Origin of the sequence: Sinorhizobium sp. BJ1 (assembly GCF_002531555.1) — a bacterium.
In the GTDB taxonomy this organism is placed as follows: domain Bacteria; phylum Pseudomonadota; class Alphaproteobacteria; order Rhizobiales; family Rhizobiaceae; genus Sinorhizobium; species Sinorhizobium fredii_B.
Genome location: NZ_NWTH01000001.1, coordinates 25,839 through 46,962 on the forward strand (window position 1 = coordinate 25,839; position 21,124 = coordinate 46,962).

Here is a 21,124-nt window from a genome sequence, read left to right on the forward strand (position 1 = left end):
TGACGGTCAGGAAGGGTCGTTGCCGCGTGTCGCATTGGCGAGCGCCATCCGCATATATTCGAGCATGAGCTCCTTCTCGAAGCGCCGAAAGCCGGCGAGCAGCGATTGCTCGGCCGCAAGCGCTGCCTCCTTCGCCGCCGCCTCCATCTCGCGGGCCCGTTCCGTCAGGTAGATCTGCTGCGAGCGCCTGTCGTTCGGATGCTTGCGGCGGACGACGAGGCCGTCGCGCTCCATGCGGGCGAGCGTATTGGCCATGGTCGCCTGTTCGATATCGAGACGGTCGAGCAGCTGTTTCTGCGTCAGTCCGTCCTCCGCCCACAATTCCAGCAGAACGGGAAATTGCCCCGGGGAGAAGCCGAGCTTTTGCGCCCGCTCCTGCAGGGCGCGCGAGAAGCTTCTTGCCAGCAGGCTGGCCAGATAGGTCGCCGAATCCATACGGTTGAAGGCCATGTCCCATGGGTAGGCGCGAATCGGCAGGAAGACAAGTTACAAAGCAGGCGATGGAGTTGCCTGTTCTTGCTCCAAACAAAAACCGCCACGGCGCGGAGGCGGCGCCGTGGCGGCTCTGTGAAAGCGGGACAAAGGCCCGGAGAGGGGGATGAGGCCTTTGTCCACATCTGGTGCGGGCGGGGGACAGGCCAATCACCAGACGACGGCATCGTTTAAGTGCCGCTCACCCTGATTTGAGGATTCAAATGTGGCTTTTCAAGGATTGTCCGACTGAGTCGCACATTACAAATACGTAACGTTTCCGTGAGGCTCTTCATCATCGAATTTTCCGACCAACGGCGCGGAATGGCGTATCGCCCTAGCTTCGGAAATTGAACCTCGCGGTCGGTGTTTGCAAGCAAAACCGCAATGGACCTTTGCCTTCCCCCGCGCTATCCATGGCCGCATGAAAAACGGTGATCATCTCTTCCTCGTCGACGGCTCGGGCTTCATCTTCCGGGCGTTCCACGCCATCCCGCCGCTCAACCGCAAGTCGGACGGGCTTCCGGTCAATGCGGTCGCTGGCTTCTGCAACATGCTCTGGAAGCTTTTGACCGACGCGCGCGACACCTCGGTCGGCGTGACGCCGACGCATTTCGCGGTGATCTTCGACTATTCCTCAAAAACCTTCCGCAATACGCTTTACGACCAGTACAAGGCGAACCGCACGGCGCCGCCGGAAGATTTGATCCCCCAATTTGGGCTGATTCGCCACGCCACCCGCGCCTTCAACCTGCCCTGCATCGAGAAGGAAGGCTTTGAGGCCGACGACCTGATCGCCACTTATGCGCGGCTTGCCGAAGAGGCCGGCGCCGGCGTCACGATCGTCTCCTCCGACAAGGACCTCATGCAATTGGTCACGCCCAATGTATCGATGTACGACAGCATGAAGGACAAGCAAATCGCCATTCCCGACGTGATCGAGAAATGGGGCGTGCCGCCCGAAAAGATGATCGATCTCCAGGCAATGACCGGCGATTCGACGGACAACGTCCCCGGCATTCCGGGGATCGGCCCGAAGACCGCGGCACAGCTCCTCGAGGAGTATGGCGACCTCGACACGCTGCTGGCGCGGGCGGGCGAGATCAAACAGCAGAAGCGGCGCGAGGCGATCATCGCCAATGCGGAGATGGCGCGCCTGTCGCGCGAGCTCGTCACCTTGAAGAAGGACACGCCGCTCGACGTGCCGCTCGAGGATTTCAAACTCGATTCGCAGGATGGCCCCAAGCTCATCGCCTTCCTGAAGACGATGGAATTCACCACCCTGACGCGCCGCGTCGCGGCGGCGACCGATACGGATGCGGAGGCGGTCGAGCCGGCGTATGTGCCGGTCGAATGGGGCGCTCAAGCGCACGGACCGGACCTCGACGTGGGCGAGGCCGCCGGGCCACCGCCGACACCGGCATCGTCGAGCGCTGCGCCGCCGCGCGGCAATGCCGCTAAGGCGGCGGTTTCCTTCCTCACCGGCAAGGGCGATGCGGATGCCACTGGCGCGACGCCGCAGGGGCTGGCACAAGCGCGCGCCGAATTCTTTGCCAAGGCTCCGTTCGACCATTCGGCCTATGTGGCGATCCGCGACATCGAGACCCTCGATCGCTGGATCGCCGATGCGCGCGAGGCGGGGGTGCTCGGTTTCGACACGGAGACGAACTCCCTCGACCCGATGCGCGCCGACCTGGTCGGCGTTTCGATGGCGATCGCCGACTACGGCGACAATCCCCTGGGCGGCACGATCCGCGCCGCCTATGTGCCGCTGATCCACAAGAACGGCGTCGGCGATCTGCTGGGCGGCGGTCTCGTGGAAAACCAGGTGCCGGTGCGCGAGGCGTTGAGCCGGCTAAAGGTTCTGCTGGAGGACCCGTCCATCCTCAAGGTCGCCCAGAACCTGAAATACCCCTATCTCGTCATGAAGCGGCACGGCATCACCCTGCAGAGCTTCGACGACACAATGCTGATGTCCTATGTGGTCGATGCGGGCAATGGCACGCACGGCATGGATTCGCTCTCGGAGCGCTGGCTCGGCCACGTGCCGATCCCCTACAAGGACATTGCCGGCACCGGCAAGGCGTCGGTGAGCTTCGATTTCGTCGATATCGACAGGGCGACCGCCTATGCGGCCGAGGACGCGGATGTCACGCTTCGCCTCTGGCACGTGTTGAAGCCGCGGCTTGCCGCCAAGGGGCTGACGCGCGTCTATGAGCGGCTCGAAAGGCCGCTGATCGCCGTTCTGGCGCATATGGAGGAGCGCGGCATCACCGTCGACCGGCAGATCCTCTCGCGCCTCTCCGGCGAGCTGGCGCAGGGGGCCGCCGCACTCGAGGACGAGATCTATCGGCTTGCCGGCGAGACCTTCACCATCGGCTCGCCGAAGCAGCTCGGCGATATCCTGTTCGCCAAAATGGGCCTTCCGGGCGGCTCGAAGACGAAGACCGGGCAATGGTCGACCTCCGCTTCGGTGCTCGAGGATCTTGCCGCCGTTGGCCACGAGTTGCCGCGCAAGATCGTCGATTGGCGCCAGCTCACCAAGCTCAAATCCACCTATACAGACGCGCTGCCGGGCTTCGTCCATCCGGAAACGAAACGCGTCCACACCTGCTATGCGCTTGCGGCGACGACGACAGGGCGGCTTTCCTCGTCGGAGCCGAACCTGCAGAACATTCCGGTCAGGACCGCCGAGGGGCGCAAGATCCGCACCGCCTTCGTCGCGACGGCGGGCCGCAAACTGGTCTCGGCTGACTATAGCCAGATCGAGCTCCGGGTGCTGGCCCATGTGGCCGATATTCCGCAGCTTCGCCAAGCCTTTGCCGACGGCGTCGACATCCACGCGATGACCGCGTCCGAAATGTTCGGCGTGCCCGTCGACGGCATGCCGAGCGAGATCCGCCGGCGCGCCAAGGCGATCAATTTCGGCATCATCTACGGCATCTCCGCCTTCGGCCTCGCCAACCAGCTTTCGATCGAACGCTCGGAGGCCGGCGATTACATCAAGCGTTACTTCGAGCGCTTCCCGGGCATCCGCGACTATATGGAGAACACCAAGGCCTTCGCCCGCGAGCATGGCTATGTAGAGACGATCTTCGGCCGCCGCGCCCATTATCCGGACATCCGTTCCTCAAACCCGTCGATGCGAGCCTTCAACGAGCGCGCTTCGATCAACGCCCCGATCCAAGGCTCGGCCGCCGACATCATCCGCCGCGCCATGGTGAAGATGGAGCCGGCGCTGGAGGAAGCGAAGCTTTCCGCCCGCATGCTGCTGCAGGTGCATGACGAGTTGATCTTCGAGGTCGAGGAGGGGGAAATCGAAAGCACCGTCCCGGTTATCGTTTCGGTCATGGAAAATGCCGCGATGCCGGCGCTCGACATGCGCGTGCCGCTGAAGGTGGATGCCCGTGCGGCGCAGAATTGGGACGAGGCGCATTAATGCAGTCGCCCAAGAGTGTGCAGCGGTTTTGGGATGACGACATGCATAATAACAAAGACCTAAAGCGCGCCGCATGAATACGTTTAATGCGACGAGCTTTAGTTCCGGCGTTAAGCGGACGCTAAAGCCCCTCCCCCTCGTCGGGAGCGGCTGGGGAGAGGTTTTGCGCATGGATCTCGCCGGCGGGCACCTTCAATGATTTGCCGACAATGGCGCGACGCAATGTTTCGGCATGCTCTCGCATCTCTTCGGCCCGCCGTCGGTTTGCGGCGGCGGCGGCTTGAAGGCCGTTGCGCCCCGCATCGTCTGCCATCTTTTCGCTGAGCGTCACCCGTTCCTCGATGATCCGGAGCGCCACCCGCACGGCCTCGTCCACGGAGCACTCGTTCTCCGCCGACAAGATATCGGACGTATAAGCGTGGCCGAGCTGGCAACGAAATCGCAAGGGCGGACAGTTCTTGATTTGAGAGAGAACACCGCCACATGCCGGGCATGACAGGGGCACGGCGTCGGCAATTCCTGTCATCAATGCTGCATCGACCTGGCGGCCAAGTGCAATATCGACTTCGAACCTGATGTCGTCGGGAACCGGAACCGGCGGACCGGCCTCTTCGGTCGTGAGCTCGACGAGCAGCGAAGCGAGATCGGCAAGTGGAGCGCGATAGTCGACGTTGGTCGCAGCCAAGGCGCCCAGCGGCATATCCGGCGCCGCGGCATCGGCCGGGTTCTGCACGACAGTCACGCCGCCGCATCGTTTCAGGTCGGCGAGCCCCGCCGCTCCGTCGTTCAGCATACCCGTGAGGACGACGCCGATGGCCCTCGGGCCGTAGGTCATTGCGACCGATCGAAACAGCGGGTCGACGGCCGGCCGGGCCAGATTCTCGCGCGGCCCGCGGCCGAGACGGGTGACGCCGTCGATAACGAGGAGGTGGTGGTCTGCCGGCGCTACGTAGACACTGCCGGGAAGGACGCGCTCACCGTCCACCGCCGTCTTGACGGAGATCGTCGCGTGATGCGCAAAAATCTCGGCGAGCAGGTTCTTTCCAAGCGCGCCGACATGGACGACGACGAAGAGAGTAGCGGCGAAGTCGGGAGGAAGTTCGCGGAGCAACTGTTTCAATGCGCCGACCGCTCCTGCTGACCCTCCGAGGGCGATGACGTCGCGACGGTCCATGGCGTGCTCCGTTTCGTCCACAACGTACAAGGACCGCATTAGTTCGAGGTCGTATCGCGGAAGATTTTCCCATTTTCGCTGTTGGTGAAGGTTTGTAGCCTGCTATAAGTAGGCTGTTCCGGAAGGTTTCGATCGGTGTAGACTACCCGGCTATTCGGCGGTTGAGGGTTGCTACGGCCCCACCGAACGGGCCATGGCCGCTCGGAGAATTACGGCTCCGAGAATAGGCGCCTAGGGAGGTGAAGCATGGATCAGGAATCCGATCCGCCGATTGTGGGAATCGGAGCTTCGGCCGGAGGTGTCCAGGCCCTCCAGACATTCTTCGCTCTGATGCCGGACGATACCGATGCCGCCTTTGTTGTCATCGTCCACCTCGATCCCCACTCCAGAAGCGAGCTGGCGAGCATCTTGGCGTCCCGCACGCGAATGCCGGTGACCCAGGTCGAGGACCACGCCCGCCTCGAAAGCAACCATGTCTACGTGATTGCGCCGAACCGTCGGCTGAAGATCGCCGACGGCACGATCGCCGCGTTGCCCTTCCAGGAGCCTCGCACCGCCCGCGCGCCGATCGATCTGTTTTTCCGATCCCTTGCCGAGGAGCACGGGGTCGGCTTCGCCATTGTTTTGACGGGGGCAGGCGCGGACGGTGCGATCGGCGTCAAGGCCATCAAGGAAGCCGGCGGCATCGTGCTCGTCCAGGACCCGAACGAGGCGGAATATGCCTCGATGCCGCGCAACGCCATCGCCACCGAGGTCGCCGATTTCGTCCTGCCGGTTCGCGAGCTTCCGGATCGGCTGGCTGAACTGCTCGCCAGCCGCGACCGACTGCCCTCCCATCCCGTTCGCTCCGGCGATGAAGATATGACCGGACGAATTCTGGCGCATGTGCGCGGCCGGACCGGGCATGATTTCTCACAATACAAGCGTGCGACCATTCTGCGTCGCATCGGCCGGCGGGCCCAGGTCACTCGCCAGGAGTCGCTCTCGGACTACTACGCCTACCTGCGTGAGAATCCCGAGGAAGTGCAGGCCCTTTTCAACGATTTCCTGATTTCGGTCACGACGTTCTTTCGCGATCCGGCGGCGTTCAAGGCGCTCGCCGAAAAGATCATTCCGCAATTGTTCGATGGGAAGGAAGCCGCCGACACCATCCGGGTCTGGGTCCCCGGTTGCGCCAGCGGAGAGGAGGCCTACACCATCGGCATCCTCTTGCTCGAGGAAGCAGCGCGCCGCGATCTCGCGCCGGAAATCCAGGTCTTCGGCTCCGACCTCGACCCCAAGGCGCTTGGCATGGCGCGCGATGGACGGCTCCCGTCGACGATCGAAGGCGATCTCTCAGAGGAAAGGTTGCGCCGGTTCTTCCAGCGCGAGGGCGATCATTATCGGGTCCGCCGCGAACTGCGCGACGTCGTTCTGTTTGCCAGCCACAGCCTGCTCCGGGACCCGCCCTTCTCCCATGTCGACATGATTTCCTGTCGCAACCTGTTGATCTATCTCGATCGTCAGCTTCAGTAACAGGTCTGCAACACGTTTCACTACGCGCTCAACCCGGGCGGCTTCCTCTTCCTCGGATCGTCGGAAAATGCCATCAGCCCGCAGGACTTTTCCGAACGGTGGATCGCGAGGCGCGTATCTACAAGGCCGTACCCGGTGGCAGTGATCGACGCCAGGTGCTGCCAGTGCTGCCTGGCCCCCACCAGGGCAGGATACCGACCATCATTCGCCCGCCGCCGGTGGCGAGCCACATCAGCGACGCAGCCGTGCATCGCCAGATGCTTGAGAAGATCGCCCCGCCAAGCATGCTCGTGGATGAAAGCCATCACGCGATTCACCTTTCCGAAAATGCCGGGCGCTTTCTTCAGCCATCGGGCGGTCCGGTCACAACTGATGCGACGGATCTCGTGCGCGAGGAGTTTCGCTTCGATATGAGGGCGGCACTGCATCGCGCCTTCGAGAGAAATGAACCCACCCTGAGCATGCCGATCCTTGCCGACGTCGACGGCCAGCCGCATCGCGTCTACCTGCAGGTCAAGCCGGTTGTCCAGACAGCGGAGCGCACCCGGCATGCTCTGGTGCTGTTCATCGAAGGCGAGACGATCGACAAGACCGAGGAAATCGTCCTCGAAACGGCCGACGAGCGTCCGTCCATCAACCAGACGATCCGCCAGTTGCAGGAGGAACTGCAACGCGCCCAGAACCGGCTTCGGTCGACGCGCGAAGAGTCCGAATCGGCCACCGAGGACCTGCGCGCCGCCAACGAAGAGCTGCAGTCGATGAACGAGGAATATCGTTCGACGGCAGAGGAACTGGAGACGAGCAAGGAAGAGCTGCAGTCGATCAACGAAGAGCTGCAGACGGTGAACAACGAGCTCAAGCTTAAGTTGGAGAGCGTTTCACGCGCCCATAGCGACCTGCAGAACCTGATGGCCGCGACTGACATAGCGACGCTTTTCCTCGACCAGTCTCTGCGCATCAAGCGGTTCACACCGCGCCTGACGGATATCTTCAACGTGACGCTGAACGACGAAGGGCGGCCGATCACGGATTTCACGCATCACCTGGCCTACGAGAGGCTAGCGGACGACGCGCGCGCGGTGCTGAAGAACCTTAGCCCCATCGAATACGAGGTAAAGGGCAACAATGACGGCTGGTACCTGGTGCGGATGCGGCCGTATCGCACCATCGATGACAAGATAGACGGCGTCGTGGCGACCTTCGTCGACATCAGCGCGCGGCGCCACGCCGAGGAAGCGGCGAAGGACAGCGAACAGCGCCTCGGCCACGAAATGCGCCTTGTCGAGCTTTCTCGCTCGCCGATCTTCGTCTGGGATTTCGACGACGGCATCAAGCAGTGGAACCGTGGCAGCGAGGAACTCTATGGTTATTCGCGCGAGGAGGCTCTCGGGCAGCAAAAGGAACAATTGCTGAAGACGACCATTCCGGGCTCCTCGTTCGACAAGCTTCGGGAAACCCTTCTCAAAAACGGTCGCTGGAACGGCGAATTGAAGCATACGACGAAGGATGGTCGGGTGCTGACGGTGGAGAGCCAGATTGAGCTCGTGCCGCTCGGCGATCGACGGCTCATTCTGGAAAGCACCCGCGACATTACCGATCGCAAGCGTTGGGAGCGGCGTCGGCAACTGCTGCTGAACGAACTCAGCCACCGCGTAAAGAACACGCTTGCCGTCGTCCAATCGCTGGCGCGGCAGACTCTGCGCACCACGGAAACGAGCGAGGATTTCGTCGAGCGCTTCGAAGGGCGCCTTACCGCATTGGCGAACGCCCACAAGCTTCTCGTCGGTTCGGAATGGAGCGGCGCCGAGCTGAATGCGTTGGCGCTCGGTCAACTCGAGGCCTATGCGGGCGACCTGAGCCGGCTGACGATCGAGGGAGAGCCGGTCGCGCTTCCGCCGGATATTGCCACCCCCTTCGGCCTCGTTCTTCACGAGCTTGCCACCAACGCTGCGAAATACGGAGCCTTCGCCACCGAAGGCGGGCAGGTCAGTCTCAGTTGGAAACTCGGGAACAACGGCCGACGGCTGATCGTTAACTGGGAGGAACGCGGTGGCCCGCCGGTAGAACCGCCGGCCGAGCGGGGCTTCGGCGGCGTTTTGATCGAAAAGAGCTTGCCCGGGGCCAGGGTGCGCCGCGATTTTCACCCGAATGGTGTCGTCTGCACGATCGAAATTGAGTTCCCGGAGACACCCCCGGATGGAACAGAAAGCTAGCGAGAACCAGCCTCTTTGCGGCGCCAGGGTCCTGGTCGCTGAAGACGAGGTCCTGATTGCGCTCGACATGGAGTCGGCATTTCTCGACGCCGGCGCCGAGGTCGTCGGCCCGTGCGCGACACTTCTGGCGGCATTGGAGGCTGCCAGGAACGAAAAGCTGTCGCTGGCGATACTCGATGTCCGTCTCGGGCGCGAGACGACTGAGGAAGTTAGTGACCTGCTCGCCGAACGAGGAATTCCGTTCCTGTTCTATGGCGGGCAGACCTTGCCCGACGAGATGAGAAGCAAATGCAACGGCGTGCTGGTAATCGACAAGCCGGCCACGCAGCGGGATCTCGTCGGCGCTGCCGCAAAAGCGCTTGCCGCTCAGAGTCTAGGTCCTGAGCCTAAGGAAGCGGTGGCGAATGGCTCCGCTTGATGCACCCGACGAAAGCTGGCGAAGAGGCGCCTGACAGTCTCTCGCCCCTCGGCGGCGAGATCAAAGCGGCGGCCGAAAAGTAGCCAGTCGGTACAGAGTCCCATCATCGTCCAGTTCAGTGTGCGCACCGCGGAGGCGGGCGTCCAGGTCTCCTTCAATTGCCCCCGCTCCAGCGCGCGGGCGAAGGCACGTTCGAGGATTGCATTGTGGCGCTCGTCGACGAGCTTCTGCTTGATGAGCACGGTCGACATTTCGTCGTCATAGTCGCACCGCAGCATGATCGCCAAGATGCGCTGCCGCTGATCGTCCTTCGCCAGTATGTCGAGCCAGTCGCCGGTCGCTTCCTCGACGATGGCAAGCGTGTCGAAGGCTTCCGTTTCGATCTCGCGGGCGATCATGTCTTCGTGCGGCAGCGGCACCGCCTCATAAAGGGCGAGGAAGAGATCGGTCTTGTTGGCGAAGTGCCAATAGATGGCCCCGCGCGTCACGCCGGCTTGACCGGCAACCTCATCGAGGGTCGTGCCTGAGACACCCTTCTTGTAGAAGACGCGCTCGGCGGCGCTCAGGATCTTCCTTCGGGTTTCCTCGGCATCGGCCTTGGTTCGGCGCATCTTTTTCTCCTTACTCGACGGCCCGCCGGCGAGGGCGGGCCGTTATCGTCGTTACTCGGCGGGCGTGGCGCTCTCGGATGTGGCCTGTGGTGCCGCGCCCGTGGCTTTCCATCGTCCGAAGAGCTTCATCACGAACACGAAGAATACCGGCACGAAGAAGATCGCCAGCACCGTGGCCGAGATCATGCCGCCCATGACGCCGGTGCCGATGGCGCGCTGGCTGCCGGAGCTTGCGCCGGTCGCGATCGCCAGCGGCAAGACGCCAAGCGTGAAGGCGAGCGACGTCATCAGGATCGGCCGGAAGCGCAGGTGCACGGCTTCGAGCGTCGCGTCGATCAGCGACTTGCCCTGTTCGCGGAGTTCCTTGGCGAACTCGATGATCAGGATGGCGTTCTTCGCCGAGAGCCCGATGATCGCGATCAGGCCGACCTTGAAGTAAACGTCGTTCGGCATGTCGCGCATCATCACCGCCAGCACCGCACCGATGACGCCGAGCGGCACGACCATGATGACGGCGACCGGAATGGACCAGCTCTCGTAGAGCGCCGCCAGGCACAGGAAGACGAGCAGGCACGAAAGCGCAATCAGGAGCGGCGCCTGCGAGCCCGACTGGATCTCCTGCAGCGACTGGCCCGTCCATTCGTAGCCGAAGCCCGCCGGGAGCTCAGCCGCCAGCCGCTCCATTTCCGTGATCGCATCGCCGGAGGAATAGCCGGCAGCCGCTTCGCCACTGATGCGGACCGCCGGATAGCCATTGTAGCCGACGGTCTGAGTCGGGGCCTTGATCCATTCGATGCTGGCGAAAGCCGAGAGCGGAACCATGCCGTCGTTCGAATTGCGGACATTGAGGTTCAGGAGATCGGCCGTCTGCATGCGCTGACCCTCGTCCGCCTGCACCGTCACGCGCTGCATGCGGCCGGCATTCGGGAAGTCGTTGACATAGGACGAGCCGAGATTGGTCGAGATCGTCGAGTTGATGTCGGCAAAAGTGACGCCGAAGGTATTCGCCTTCTCCCGGTCGATAAGCACATTGACCTGTGCCGCATCGGGCATCCCCTCGAAGCGGACGCCTGTCACCACCTTGCTCTGAGAGGCAAGGCCGAGGAGCTGGTCGCGCGCCTCAGCCAGCGCCGCTTCGCCGAGACCGGCACGGTCCTGCAGGCGGAAGGAGAAGCCGCCGGTGGTGCCGAGACCCTGGATTGCCGGCGGCGACAGCGCGAAGCTGATCGCATCCTTGATCTGGCTCATCGCCATCGTCGCGCGGCCGGCGATCGACTGGGCGGCGTTGTTCGCGTCCCGCTCGCTCCAGTCCTTCAGCGTCACGAAGGCAAGCCCCGCATTCTGGCCGGTGCCGAAGAAGGAGAAGCCGTTGATCGCGACGATCGTGTCGACCGCCGGCTCCTGCCCGAAGATCGTCTCCGCCTGTTCAATGACCTCGGTCGTTCGGTTCGCTGTAGCTTCGGACGGCAGCTGCATCATGACGATGACAAAGCCCTGGTCCTCGTCCGGCAGGAAGGACGAGGGAAGTTGCAGGAAGGCCCAGGCGAGGCCACCGAGCAGCGCCAGGTAGATGATCATGAACCGGCCGGTGCGCGTCACCATGCGTCCGACAAGGCCGGTATAGCCGCGCGAGGTCCGGTCGAAGCCGCGGTTGAACCAGCCGAAAAAGCCGCGCTTGGCGTGGTGATGGCCCTTCGGTACCTGCTTCAGGAAGCTCGCGCAGAGCGCCGGCGTCAGCGACAGTGCAAGAAACGCCGAGAACAGGATCGAAACGACCATGGTCAGGCTGAACTGGCGATAGATCACCCCGACCGCACCCGGGAAGAAGGCCATCGGGATGAACACCGAGGCGAGCACGAGGGTGATGCCGATGACCGCGCCGGTGATCTGCTTCATCGCCTTGCGGGTCGCCTCCTTCGGCGTCAGGCCCTCCTCCGACATGATGCGCTCGACGTTTTCGACGACGATGATCGCGTCGTCGACGAGGATGCCGATCGCCAGCACCATGCCGAACATCGTCAAGACGTTGATGGAAAAGCCCATCGCCAGCATGACCGCGCAGGTGCCGAGAAGGGCGACCGGCACGACCAGCGTCGGGATGATCGTATAGCGGATGTTCTGCAGGAACAGGAACATCACCAGGAAGACGAGCGCCACGGCTTCGACGAGCGTTTCGACGACCTTCTGGATCGAGACGGCGACGAAGGGCGAGGTGTCGTAGGGAACGGAATATTCAAGCCCCGGCGGGAAGAACTCGGCGAGTTCGTCCATGCGAGCCTTGATCGCCTCCGAGGTCGAGATCGCGTTGCCGCTCGGCGAGAGCTGCACGGCGATGGCCGCCGAGGGCTTGCCGTTGAGGCGTGTCGAGAAGGAATAGCTCTCGCCGCCGATCTCGATGCGGGCGACGTCGCGCAGCCGCACGGCGGAGCCGTCGGCGTTCGCCCGAAGCACGATGGCACCGAATTCCGCCGGCGAGGAAAGCTGGCCCTTGATCACCACCGGGGCACTGATCTGCTGGGTGATCGGGTTCGGCTGGGCGCCGATCGAGCCGGAGGCGATCTGGGCGTTCTGCGCCTGGATCGCTGCGGTCACGTCCGCGGCGGTCAGGTTGAGGCCGAGCATCTTGTCCGGATCGAGCCAGACGCGCATCGACCGCTCGGTCGCGAACATCTGGGCGCGGCCGACGCCGGGCACGCGCTGGATTTCGCTCAAGACGTTGCGGCTCAAGTAATCGCCGAGGGCGATCGCGTCCATCGACCCATCCGTCGAGGTCAGCGAGATGATCAGCAGAAAGCCGGAGCCGGCCTCGTCCACCTGGACGCCCTGCTGCTTGACCGAATCGGGCAGGCGCGGCTCGACCCGCTGCACCCGGTTCTGGATATCGACCGAGGCCTGGCTGGGGTCGGTGCCCGGGGCGAAGGTGGCGTTGATCTCGACCGAGCCCGAGGAACTCGACGTCGATTCGAAGTAAAGCAGGCCCTCGACGCCGTTCAGCTCATCCTCGATCAGCCGCGTGACGCTCTGATAGGTGTCCTGCGACGAGGCGCCCGGATAGTTGGCGTTGATCGAGATCTGCGGCGGGGCGACGTCCGGATATTGCGAAACGGGCAGCAGCGGAACGGCGATGATGCCGGCGACCATGATGAAGATGGCCACCACCCAGGCAAAGATCGGCCTGTCTATGAAAAAACTGGGCATGAATAGGCTCTCACTTCACTGCGGTGGCGGACTTGTCGCCGGCGGCAGCCGCGCTCTGCTGCCCGGTACCGGGCTTGGAGTTCGGGTTCCAGTCGGAGGGTTCAACCGGCGCGCCGGGGCCGATTTTCTGGAAGCCCTCGACGATGACCTTCTCACCGGCCTTGAGACCGGCGGTCACCTGCCAACGCTCGCCGACCGTCCGCCCAAGCGTGACGTTGCGGAACTCGACCTTCTTGTCGGCGGTGACCACATAGACCTGGGATTGGCCGGCATTGTTGCGCTGCACCGCCTGCTGGGGAACAGTAATCGCGTCCTTTTCCAGCCCCTGCTGGATCTGCACGCGCACATACATCCCCGGTAGCAGATCGTTGTTGGGATTGGGGAATTCGCCGCGTAGCGTCACCTGGCCGGTCGTCGCGTCGACGGCCGCCTCGGAAAAGAGCAGCCGGCCCTTCAAGCCGTAGGGTGTGCCGTCGTCGAGGATAAGCTGCACCTCCGCTTCGTTCTTGCCGCTGATGAGCTGGCCGTCCTTGAGGGCCTTGCGCAGGCGGATGAGGTCGGTCGCCGACTGCGTGAAGTCGGCATAGATCGGGTCGAGCTGCTGGATCGTTGCCAGGTTCTGTGTGTCGCTCGCGCTGACGAGGGCGCCCTCGGTGATCAGCGCCCGGCCGATCCGGCCGCTGATCGGCGCGGTGACATTGGCGTATTGCAGGTTGAGCTTCGCCTCGGCGAGGCCCGCCTCGGCAATGCCGACATCGGCCTCGGCCTGGGCAAGCGCGGCAATCGCGTCGTCGAACTGCTGCACGGCCGCGAACTGCGCGTCCTTCAGCCGCGACTGCCGGTCGGCGGTCCGCTTGGCCTGGTCGGCTACTGCCTGTGCCCGCCTCAGCGTGGCCTCGGCGCTGTCGACCTTGACCTGAAATGGCGCGGGATCGATCTGGTAGAGCACGTCGCCTTCCTTGACCATCGTGCCCTGCTCGAACACCCGTTCGACGACGATGCCGGAAATGCGCGGCCGAACCTCGGCTATTCGCGTCGGCGTAATGCGCCCGGGAAGCTCATTGGTGATCGGCAAGGGTTCCGCCGCCGTCGTGAAGACGGCGACGGCCGCCGGAGGAAAGGGCGGGGCGGCAGCCTGTTCTTCATTCTTCTGGCAACCGGCGAGAAACAGCACGGTTGCCAGAGAGACGGCCAGTATCGGTCGGTTCATATGCATCGCAATGTCCAATATGCAAAGGACCGCCCGCGGCGCCTACCGCGCGGTCTATAAGGAAGAGGAAGCGGAGCCGGCATCGCGGGAAGATACCGGAAAGCTAATATACAAACAGGAATGTATGTTAATGTCTGCCGCAACGCAACAGGGGACAGTCGCTGTATGGTAATCTTCAAAAATGCCGCAGCCGCGGCATCTTCGGCGCTGCCGTCGTCGCAGTTCACGTAGGTGTGATCGCTGATCGAAGACAAGCAGCGGGCGCCTCCCGCCCCTCATCCCGCAGGGCCCCCTTCTCCCCGCAGGCGGGGAGAAGGGGGCCCTGCGGCGCGTGTCCGCGCGCGAACGTCGCCGCAGACGCCAGCCATATTCACACGCCGGTGTCCCCCCCGCTTGCGGGGAGAGGGCTAGGGTGAGGGGCGATCCGGCGTGCGAGCGGTTTTTCCGCCCGCGCCCGCACCTCAATGGCCGGAACCGATCGCCCGGCCATCGGCGTCGAAGCGGTGCATGCCGCCGATCACCGGAGTGGCATGGACGACGTCGTCCGCCGCATAGCGGTGCTCGCCGAAGAGCCGCACCGTCAGCAGCCCGACCGCGTCGGACTCGAGATAGACGATGGTGTCGGCGCCGAGATGCTCGACGTGGATCACTTTTGCCTTCCAGTCGCCGCCGTCCCGCGAGAGACCGATATGTTCGGGGCGAATGCCGACAGTCTTCGCCGTACCGTCGCCGAACCGGTCGCCGTCGATGAGGTTCATCTGCGGCGAGCCGATGAAGCCCGCGACGAAGAGATTGGCGGGACGGTTGTAGAGTTCCATCGGCGAGCCGACCTGCTCGATGCGGCCTCCGTTCAAGACGACGATCTTGTCGGCCAGCGTCATCGCCTCGACCTGGTCGTGGGTGACATAGATCATCGTTGCGCTGAGACTGCGATGTAGCCGGGCGATTTCCAGGCGCGTGTTGACGCGCAGCGCCGCGTCAAGGTTCGACAGCGGCTCGTCGAAAAGGAAGAGTTTCGGCTCGCGCACGATGGCGCGGCCGATCGCCACGCGCTGGCGCTGCCCGCCGGAAAGCTCGGCCGGGCGGCGGGCGAGGTAGGGCTGCAGCGACAGCATGCCGGCCGCCTTGCCGACCTTCTCGTCGATCTCGGCCTTCGGCACACCGGCCTGCTTCAGCCCGAGACCCATATTGTCCTTCACCGTCAGGTGCGGGTAGAGCGCATAGGACTGGAAGACCATGGCGATGCCGCGCTTGGCGGGTGCGACATGGCCGACTTCGACACCGTCGATCTGCACACTTCCGGACGTCGCGTCCTCGAGGCCGGCGATGGTCCTGAGCAGGGTCGATTTTCCGCAGCCCGACGGACCGACGAAGATAACGAATTCGCCGTCCTGCACCTCGAGGTCGATGCCCTTCAGCACTTCATGACCGCCATAGGCCTTGCGGATGGATTTAAGTTGCAGAGATCCCACGTGTCGACCCTCTTGGGTTAGAGCATGACCGGCCTGCCGGTGCGAACGCTTTCGTCCGCCGCCAGGCAGATCTTGAGCGACTGCACCGCATCGTCCATATGCCGGTCGAGATTGATGTTTTCGCGAATGGCCTTGAACACGAAGGCTTGTTCGCGGTAGCAAAGGTCCTGGTGGCCCGGTTCGCCTTCCATCTGGAGGTCCTCGTCGGGCTTGAGGAAGCGGCCGTCCGGACCGGTCGCCGCGCTGTGCAGGCGGATGACGGCGGTCTTGGTGTGCACGTCGATGTCGTCGGACCTGGCGGCCTGGTCCATGACGATCGATACCGCGCCGTTCGGCGAAATCACGTCCTTCACGAAGAAGGCGGTCTCGGAGATCATCGGTCCCCAGCCGGCCTCGTACCAGCCGGCCGAACCGTCCTCGAAAATGACCTGCAGGTGGCCGTAATTGTACATGTCGGCGGCGATCTCGTTCGAGAGCCTCAGGCCCATACCGCGCACCTCGACGGGCCTCGCATCGGTGATCTGGCACATCACGTCGACATAGTGGACGCCGCAGTCGACGATCGGCGCCGTCGTCTGCATCAGCGACTTGTGTGTCGCCCAGGTCGGCCCGCTCGACTGCTGGTTCAGGTTCATGCGGAACACATAGGGCGGCCCGAGCTTCCGCGCCTCGGCGATCAGCCGCATCCAGGACGGATGGTGGCGCAGGATATAGCCGACGATGAGCTTGCGGCCGTTGGCCCGGGCGCAGGCGACGACGCGTTCCGCATCGGCGACCGTCGTTGCCAGCGGCTTTTCGACGAAGACATGGCAGCCTGCTTCCATCGCTGTCACCGCATAGGCGGCGTGGCTGTCCGAATAGGTGTTGATCGAGCAGAGCTCCGGCCTGAGTTCGAGAAGCGCCTCACTGAAAGAGGGCACGATCTCGTAGCCGGAAAGTGCGCCCGGCAGCTCGACCTTGGAGCGGTTGACGAGGCCGGCTATCTCGAAGCCGGGATTTTCGTGATAGGCAAGGGCATGGCTGCGTCCCATGTTGCCGAGCCCGGCGACGAGGACGCGGATCGGATTTGCGGAAGAATTCATTTGACCGCTCCTGCCGTGATGCCGCGGATCAGCTGCCGCGAGAAGATGACGTAGAGGACGAGCACCGGGAAGATCGCCAGCGAAAGAGCCGAAAGAACCGCGTTCCAGTTGGTGACGAACTGCCCGATGAAGATCTGAGAGCCGAGCGTCACGGTCTTCGTCGCTTCCGCCGGAGCCAGGATCAGCGGGAACCACAGGTCGTTCCAGATCGGGATCATGGTAAAGACGGCCACCGTCGCCATGGCGGGCCGCACCAGCGGCAGCACCAGCCGGAAGAAGATCGCATACTCCGACAGCCCGTCGATACGGCCGGCGTTCTTCAGGTCGTCCGAGACGGTGCGCATGAATTCCGACAGGATGAAGACGGCGAGCGGCAGGCCCTGCGCCGTGTAGACGAGGATCAGCGCCGTCAGCGTGTTGACGAGGTTCGTCGCCACCATACCCTGCAGGATCGCCACCGTGCCGAGCCGGATCGGGATCATGATGCCGAGCGCCAGATAGAGCCCCATCAGCGTGTTGCCGCGGAACCGGTACTCGGACAGCGCGAAGGCGGCCATGGCGCCGAACAGCAGCACGAGCGCAATCGACACGACGGTGACGACGACGCTGTTCTGGAAATAGCCGAGGAAGTCGCCCTGCTTCAGCACCGTCTCGTAGCCGATCAGGCTGAAGCTCTCGGGCGTCGGGAACGCCAGCGGCTCGCGGAAGATCGCATTGCGGCTCTTGAACGAGTTGGCGATCGTCAGGAATACCGGGAACAACGCCACGAGCGTGTAGGCGATCAACGCGAAATGGACGGCGCCGGTCCGGGCGATGGAGGTTCTTGCTTTCGACATCCTGGTCTCTCCCCTCAGAACTGGTAGCGGCGCATGCGGCGCTGGATGGCGAAGAGATAGAGCGACACGCCGGCCAAGATGATCAGGAACATGATCGCCGCGATCGTCGCGCCCATCGACCGGTCGCCGAGCTGGAGCTGGAACCCGAAGAAGGTGCGGTAGAGCAGGGTGCCGAGAATGTCCGTCGACTTGTCCGGGCCGGCCAGCGCCCCCTGCACCGTGTAGATCAGGTCGAAGGCGTTGAAGTTGCCGACGAAGGTCAGGATCGAGATGATGCCGATCGCCGGCAGGATCAGCGGCAGCTTGATCTTCCAGAACTGGCTCCAGCCGGTGACGCCGTCGAGTTCCGCCGCCTCGATCACCTCGTCGGGGATGTTGAGGAGCGCCGCATAGATCAGCATCATCGGGATGCCGATATATTGCCAGACCGAGATCAGCGACACGGCGATCAGCGCCGAATCGGGCCTGCCGAGCCAGGGCGCGAACAGCCATTTGAGGCCGACGAGATCCATCAGATAGGGGGCGACGCCCCAGATCGGCGAGAGTATGAGCTTCCAGATGAAGCCGACGATGACGAAGGACAGGAGCGTCGGCAGGAAGATCGCCGTCCGGTAGAAGGCACTGAAGCGCAGCTTCGGGATCGACAGCATGGCGGCGAGCGCAATGCCGATCGGATTCTGCACCACCATGTGGATCAAGAAGAAAACGAAGTTGTTCCGAAGGGCGTTCCAGAAATCCGCCGCCCAGCGCGGATCGCCGAACAGGACCTTGAAATTGCCAAGCCCCACGAAGCCATATTGGCCGTCGACGGTGTTGTAGAAGGATTGCCGCAGCGTCTCGATCAACGGCAGGATCATCACCGCCGTGTAGACGACCAGAGCCGGCAGCAGAAAGACGAGGATATGCCAGCGGCGGGGGCGCTTCAGCTCGCTGACGTCCGTTGTGGTTTCACTTGGTTTCATCGGCCTCTGGCCCGCTTCTTCAAGGACTGCCGCTATCGGCACAGCCCGATTTTCGCTCGAATTGCCGCGTCCTTCGCGCATCAAGCGGCGCGGTCAGGGACATGGTCGGCACAGCCGCTTTCCGATCCGCCCGGCCGGGCGCCGGTACTAACTGCGGCATCGTTCTCGGCGCGAGAAATGCTTCGCGCAGCGAACAGGGCGCGGAGCCAGCCTGGCGCCGCGCCCCACTCGATCTTATTTTGCCGGCTTGTACCAGCTGTCGAGGCCGTCCTGCAGCTTCTTGGCGGCGACTTCCGGCGTGTCGGTGCCGTTGATCACGTTGGCCGATTCCACCCAGGTCTCGTTTTCGAGGTTCGGCGTGCCGCGCGACAAAATCTGGTAGGTCGAGCGGATCGTCGGCTTGCACTTTTCACGCCAGGAAACGAATTCCTGGGCGAGCGGGTCGGTCATCTTCACGGCGGTCGAGTTCAGGCTGAAGAAGCCGGGCAGGGCGTTTGCGTAGATCTCCGCGAATTCCGGCGACGCGACCCAGGTCAGGAAGGTCTTGGCGGCCTCCGCATTGGGGCTCTTGGCGTTGAGGCCGATGCCGATATCGTTGTGGTCGGAGATGTAGCAGGTGTCGCCAGCCTTCTTCACCGGCGGCGGGAATGCGCCCATCTTGAACTGCGCCTGGGTATTGAAGCCGGAGATTTCCCAGGAGCCGGCCGGGTAGATCGCGGCGCGGCCGAGCGTGAAGAGGTTCTGGCTGTCCGGATAGGTCTGGGCCTCGAAGCCGTCACCCAGATAATCCTTCCACTTGGCGAGTACGCGGTACGGTTCGACCCATGGCTCATCGGTAAGCTTCTGCTCGCCCTTGATGAGCGCCAGGCGGCCTTCCTCGCCCTTCCAGTAGTTCGGGCCGATATTCTGGTAGCCCATGGTCGCGGCCTCCCAGAGATCCTTGGTGCCCATGGCCATGGGGATGTAGTTGCCGTCGGCCTTGATCTTGTCGAGCACGGCGAAGAACTCCTCCTCGGTCGTCGGCACGGAAAGCTTGAGCTGGTCGAAGGCGTCCTTGTTGTAGATGAAGCCGTGGATGACCGAGGCCATCGGCACGCAGAAGCTCGCCTTGCCGTCATCGGTCGTCCAGGCGGACTTGGCGACGTCGGAGAAGTTCTCCATGCCCGGCAATCCGGTCAGGTCGGCGAGGTGCTTCTTGTTATAGAGTTCGAGCGAGGCGTCGAACGGGCGGCAGGTGATGAGGTCGCCGGCCGAGCCTGCGTCGAGCTTGGCGTTCAGCGCCGCGTTGTACTCGGTCGGCGCGGACGGCGAGAAGACGATCTTGATGCCGGGGTTCTTGGCTTCAAAAGCGGGGATGAGCTTTTCCTGCCAGATCGCCAGGTCGTCATTGCGCCAGCTCTCGATGGTCAGCGTCACGTCCTGCGCCTGCGCAAGTCCGGCCGAGCCGAGAATGCTCGATGCAAGCAGCAAGCCTTTGATTGTCGTACGGGTCATTCAGGTTCTCCCTCTTATAGGCGCCGCCACGGCGCGTTTTGGATCCCAGTTTATCGTTCAGGCCGAGACGATGGCGATCGCCCGGCGCAAATTCTGATTGGCCTTATCGAGTGCCGTCTCGGCCGCCACCACATCCTTGGCGCCGGAGGCGAGCAGGATCGCCAGCTTGACCGATCCGGAAGTTTCATCGATCAGCCTTTCGGCTTCGTCGGCGCCGACGCCGGTGATGTCCGAGACGATCCGCACGGCACGGCCGCGAAGCTTGATATTGTCGGCCCGCAGATTGACCATGTGGCCGTCGAGCACGTGGCCGAGATGGATTCCGACGAGCGTCGAGAACATGTTGAAGGCGATCTTCTGTGCCGTGCCGGCGCCCATCCGCGTCGAGCCGGAAATCACCTCCGGCGGCGTCTGCAGCAGGATTGCGACATCTGCTTTCTCGAAGAGCGGCGCGCCCCCGTTGTTGGCCACGCCGATGACCTTGGCGCCGCGCTGCCTCGCCTCGTCGGCGGCGGCAAGCGCGTAGGGGGTCGAGCCACTGGCGGAGACCGAGATCAGGCAGTCGCCGGTCTGAATGCCGGCCTTGCGGATGTCGTCGCGTGCAAGCTCGGTATCGTCCTCGTAGCCGCCGGCGAGATCGCTCAGGCTTGCGGCGCCGCCGGCGAGAAGAATGATGATCTGTTCCTGGGAAATGCCATAGGTGCCCGGCAGTTCGAGGGCGTCCGCCATGGCCATCAGGCCGGAGCTGCCGGCGCCCGCATAGGCGAGCCGGCCGCCGGCGGAAAGCACGCTTGCGGCAACTGCAGCCGCGGCCGCAATCGACTCGACCGCCGCATCGACCGCCTTGGCTGCCGCCTGCTGGCCGGAAGCGAGAACGCGAAGCGCCAGCGCCGGATCCATCGTGTCCAGGCCTTTGGCGTTATCGTGGCGCTGTTCGGTCTTGGCTGCCGGCATCGCGTCGTTCTCCTCTCTCCCAAATTAATGCCAAAAAAATACCAATTGTCTAGGAGAAATTTAACGTTTGGCTAA

Annotated in this window: 13 protein-coding genes and 1 pseudogene; 3 read left to right on the forward strand and 11 right to left on the reverse strand. The window is 63.4% G+C overall.

The annotated features are described in order from the left end of the window. Positions 1–6: 6 nt before the first annotated feature. Positions 7–450 (reverse strand): MarR family transcriptional regulator, encoded by a 444-nt coding sequence (locus CO676_RS00140; RefSeq protein ID WP_097519276.1) that lies wholly within the window; start codon positions 448–450, stop codon positions 7–9. A gap of 445 nt (positions 451–895) precedes the next feature. Here CO676_RS00140 and polA point away from each other — a divergent pair, with 445 nt between their 5' ends. Continuing rightward, a complete protein-coding gene (gene polA / locus CO676_RS00145; protein WP_097519519.1) occupies positions 896–3,910 on the forward strand; it encodes a DNA polymerase I in 3,015 nt (1,004 codons plus the stop codon). Positions 3,911–4,031: 121 nt separating this feature from the next. Here polA and CO676_RS00150 read toward each other — a convergent pair whose 3' ends face one another. Continuing rightward, complete coding sequence (locus CO676_RS00150) at positions 4,032–5,084, reverse strand: chemotaxis protein CheB (RefSeq protein WP_097519520.1); 1,053 nt, start codon at positions 5,082–5,084, stop codon at positions 4,032–4,034. 246 nt (positions 5,085–5,330) lie between these two features. On the opposite strand from CO676_RS00150, the pseudogene CO676_RS00155 reads away from it, so the two are divergent. Both CO676_RS00155 and CO676_RS00160 read left to right on the forward strand, forming a co-directional pair. Next, positions 5,331–8,812: pseudogene (locus CO676_RS00155) on the forward strand (chemotaxis protein CheB). Further along, positions 8,796–9,230 carry a response regulator gene (locus CO676_RS00160; protein ID WP_097519277.1) on the forward strand — a complete coding sequence of 145 codons (435 nt, stop codon included), beginning with the start codon at positions 8,796–8,798 and terminating at the stop codon, positions 9,228–9,230. Before CO676_RS00155 ends, CO676_RS00160 begins: the two are co-directional and overlap by 17 nt. Here the strand turns inward: CO676_RS00160 and CO676_RS00165 are convergent. The 9 genes from CO676_RS00165 to CO676_RS00205 form a co-directional block, all read right to left on the reverse strand. Then, positions 9,179–9,841, reverse strand: a complete 663-nt coding sequence (locus CO676_RS00165) for a TetR family transcriptional regulator (protein WP_097519278.1) — start codon at positions 9,839–9,841, stop codon at positions 9,179–9,181. The two genes, CO676_RS00160 and CO676_RS00165, sit on opposite strands and share 52 nt — an antisense overlap. A 51-nt stretch (positions 9,842–9,892) precedes the next feature. Beyond that, positions 9,893–13,039: an efflux RND transporter permease subunit gene (locus CO676_RS00170; RefSeq protein WP_097519279.1), complete on the reverse strand. Its 3,147-nt coding sequence runs from the start codon at positions 13,037–13,039 to the stop codon at positions 9,893–9,895. 10 nt (positions 13,040–13,049) lie between these two features. After that, positions 13,050–14,255, reverse strand: a complete 1,206-nt coding sequence (locus CO676_RS00175) for an efflux RND transporter periplasmic adaptor subunit (RefSeq protein WP_097519521.1) — start codon at positions 14,253–14,255, stop codon at positions 13,050–13,052. Between the two features lie 455 nt (positions 14,256–14,710). Further along, positions 14,711–15,721 carry an ATP-binding cassette domain-containing protein gene (locus CO676_RS00180; RefSeq protein ID WP_014766627.1) on the reverse strand — a complete coding sequence of 337 codons (1,011 nt, stop codon included), beginning with the start codon at positions 15,719–15,721 and terminating at the stop codon, positions 14,711–14,713. A 17-nt stretch (positions 15,722–15,738) separates the two neighbouring features. Continuing rightward, positions 15,739–16,803 carry a Gfo/Idh/MocA family oxidoreductase gene (locus CO676_RS00185; RefSeq protein WP_097519280.1) on the reverse strand — a complete coding sequence of 355 codons (1,065 nt, stop codon included), beginning with the start codon at positions 16,801–16,803 and terminating at the stop codon, positions 15,739–15,741. After that, a complete protein-coding gene (locus CO676_RS00190) occupies positions 16,800–17,639 on the reverse strand; it encodes a carbohydrate ABC transporter permease (RefSeq protein WP_097519281.1) in 840 nt (279 codons plus the stop codon). Before CO676_RS00190 ends, CO676_RS00185 begins: the two co-directional genes overlap by 4 nt. A gap of 14 nt (positions 17,640–17,653) precedes the next feature. After that, the gene (locus CO676_RS00195) at positions 17,654–18,601 is read right to left on the reverse strand and encodes a sugar ABC transporter permease (RefSeq protein WP_041415700.1); all 948 of its coding nucleotides are present in this window, start codon (positions 18,599–18,601) and stop codon (positions 17,654–17,656) included. 234 nt (positions 18,602–18,835) lie between these two features. After that, the gene (locus CO676_RS00200) at positions 18,836–20,095 is read right to left on the reverse strand and encodes an ABC transporter substrate-binding protein (RefSeq protein ID WP_014766631.1); all 1,260 of its coding nucleotides are present in this window, start codon (positions 20,093–20,095) and stop codon (positions 18,836–18,838) included. A 57-nt stretch (positions 20,096–20,152) separates the two neighbouring features. Further along, the gene (locus CO676_RS00205) at positions 20,153–21,049 is read right to left on the reverse strand and encodes an N-acetylmuramic acid 6-phosphate etherase (protein ID WP_014766632.1); all 897 of its coding nucleotides are present in this window, start codon (positions 21,047–21,049) and stop codon (positions 20,153–20,155) included. Between the last annotated feature and the right edge of the window lie 75 nt (positions 21,050–21,124).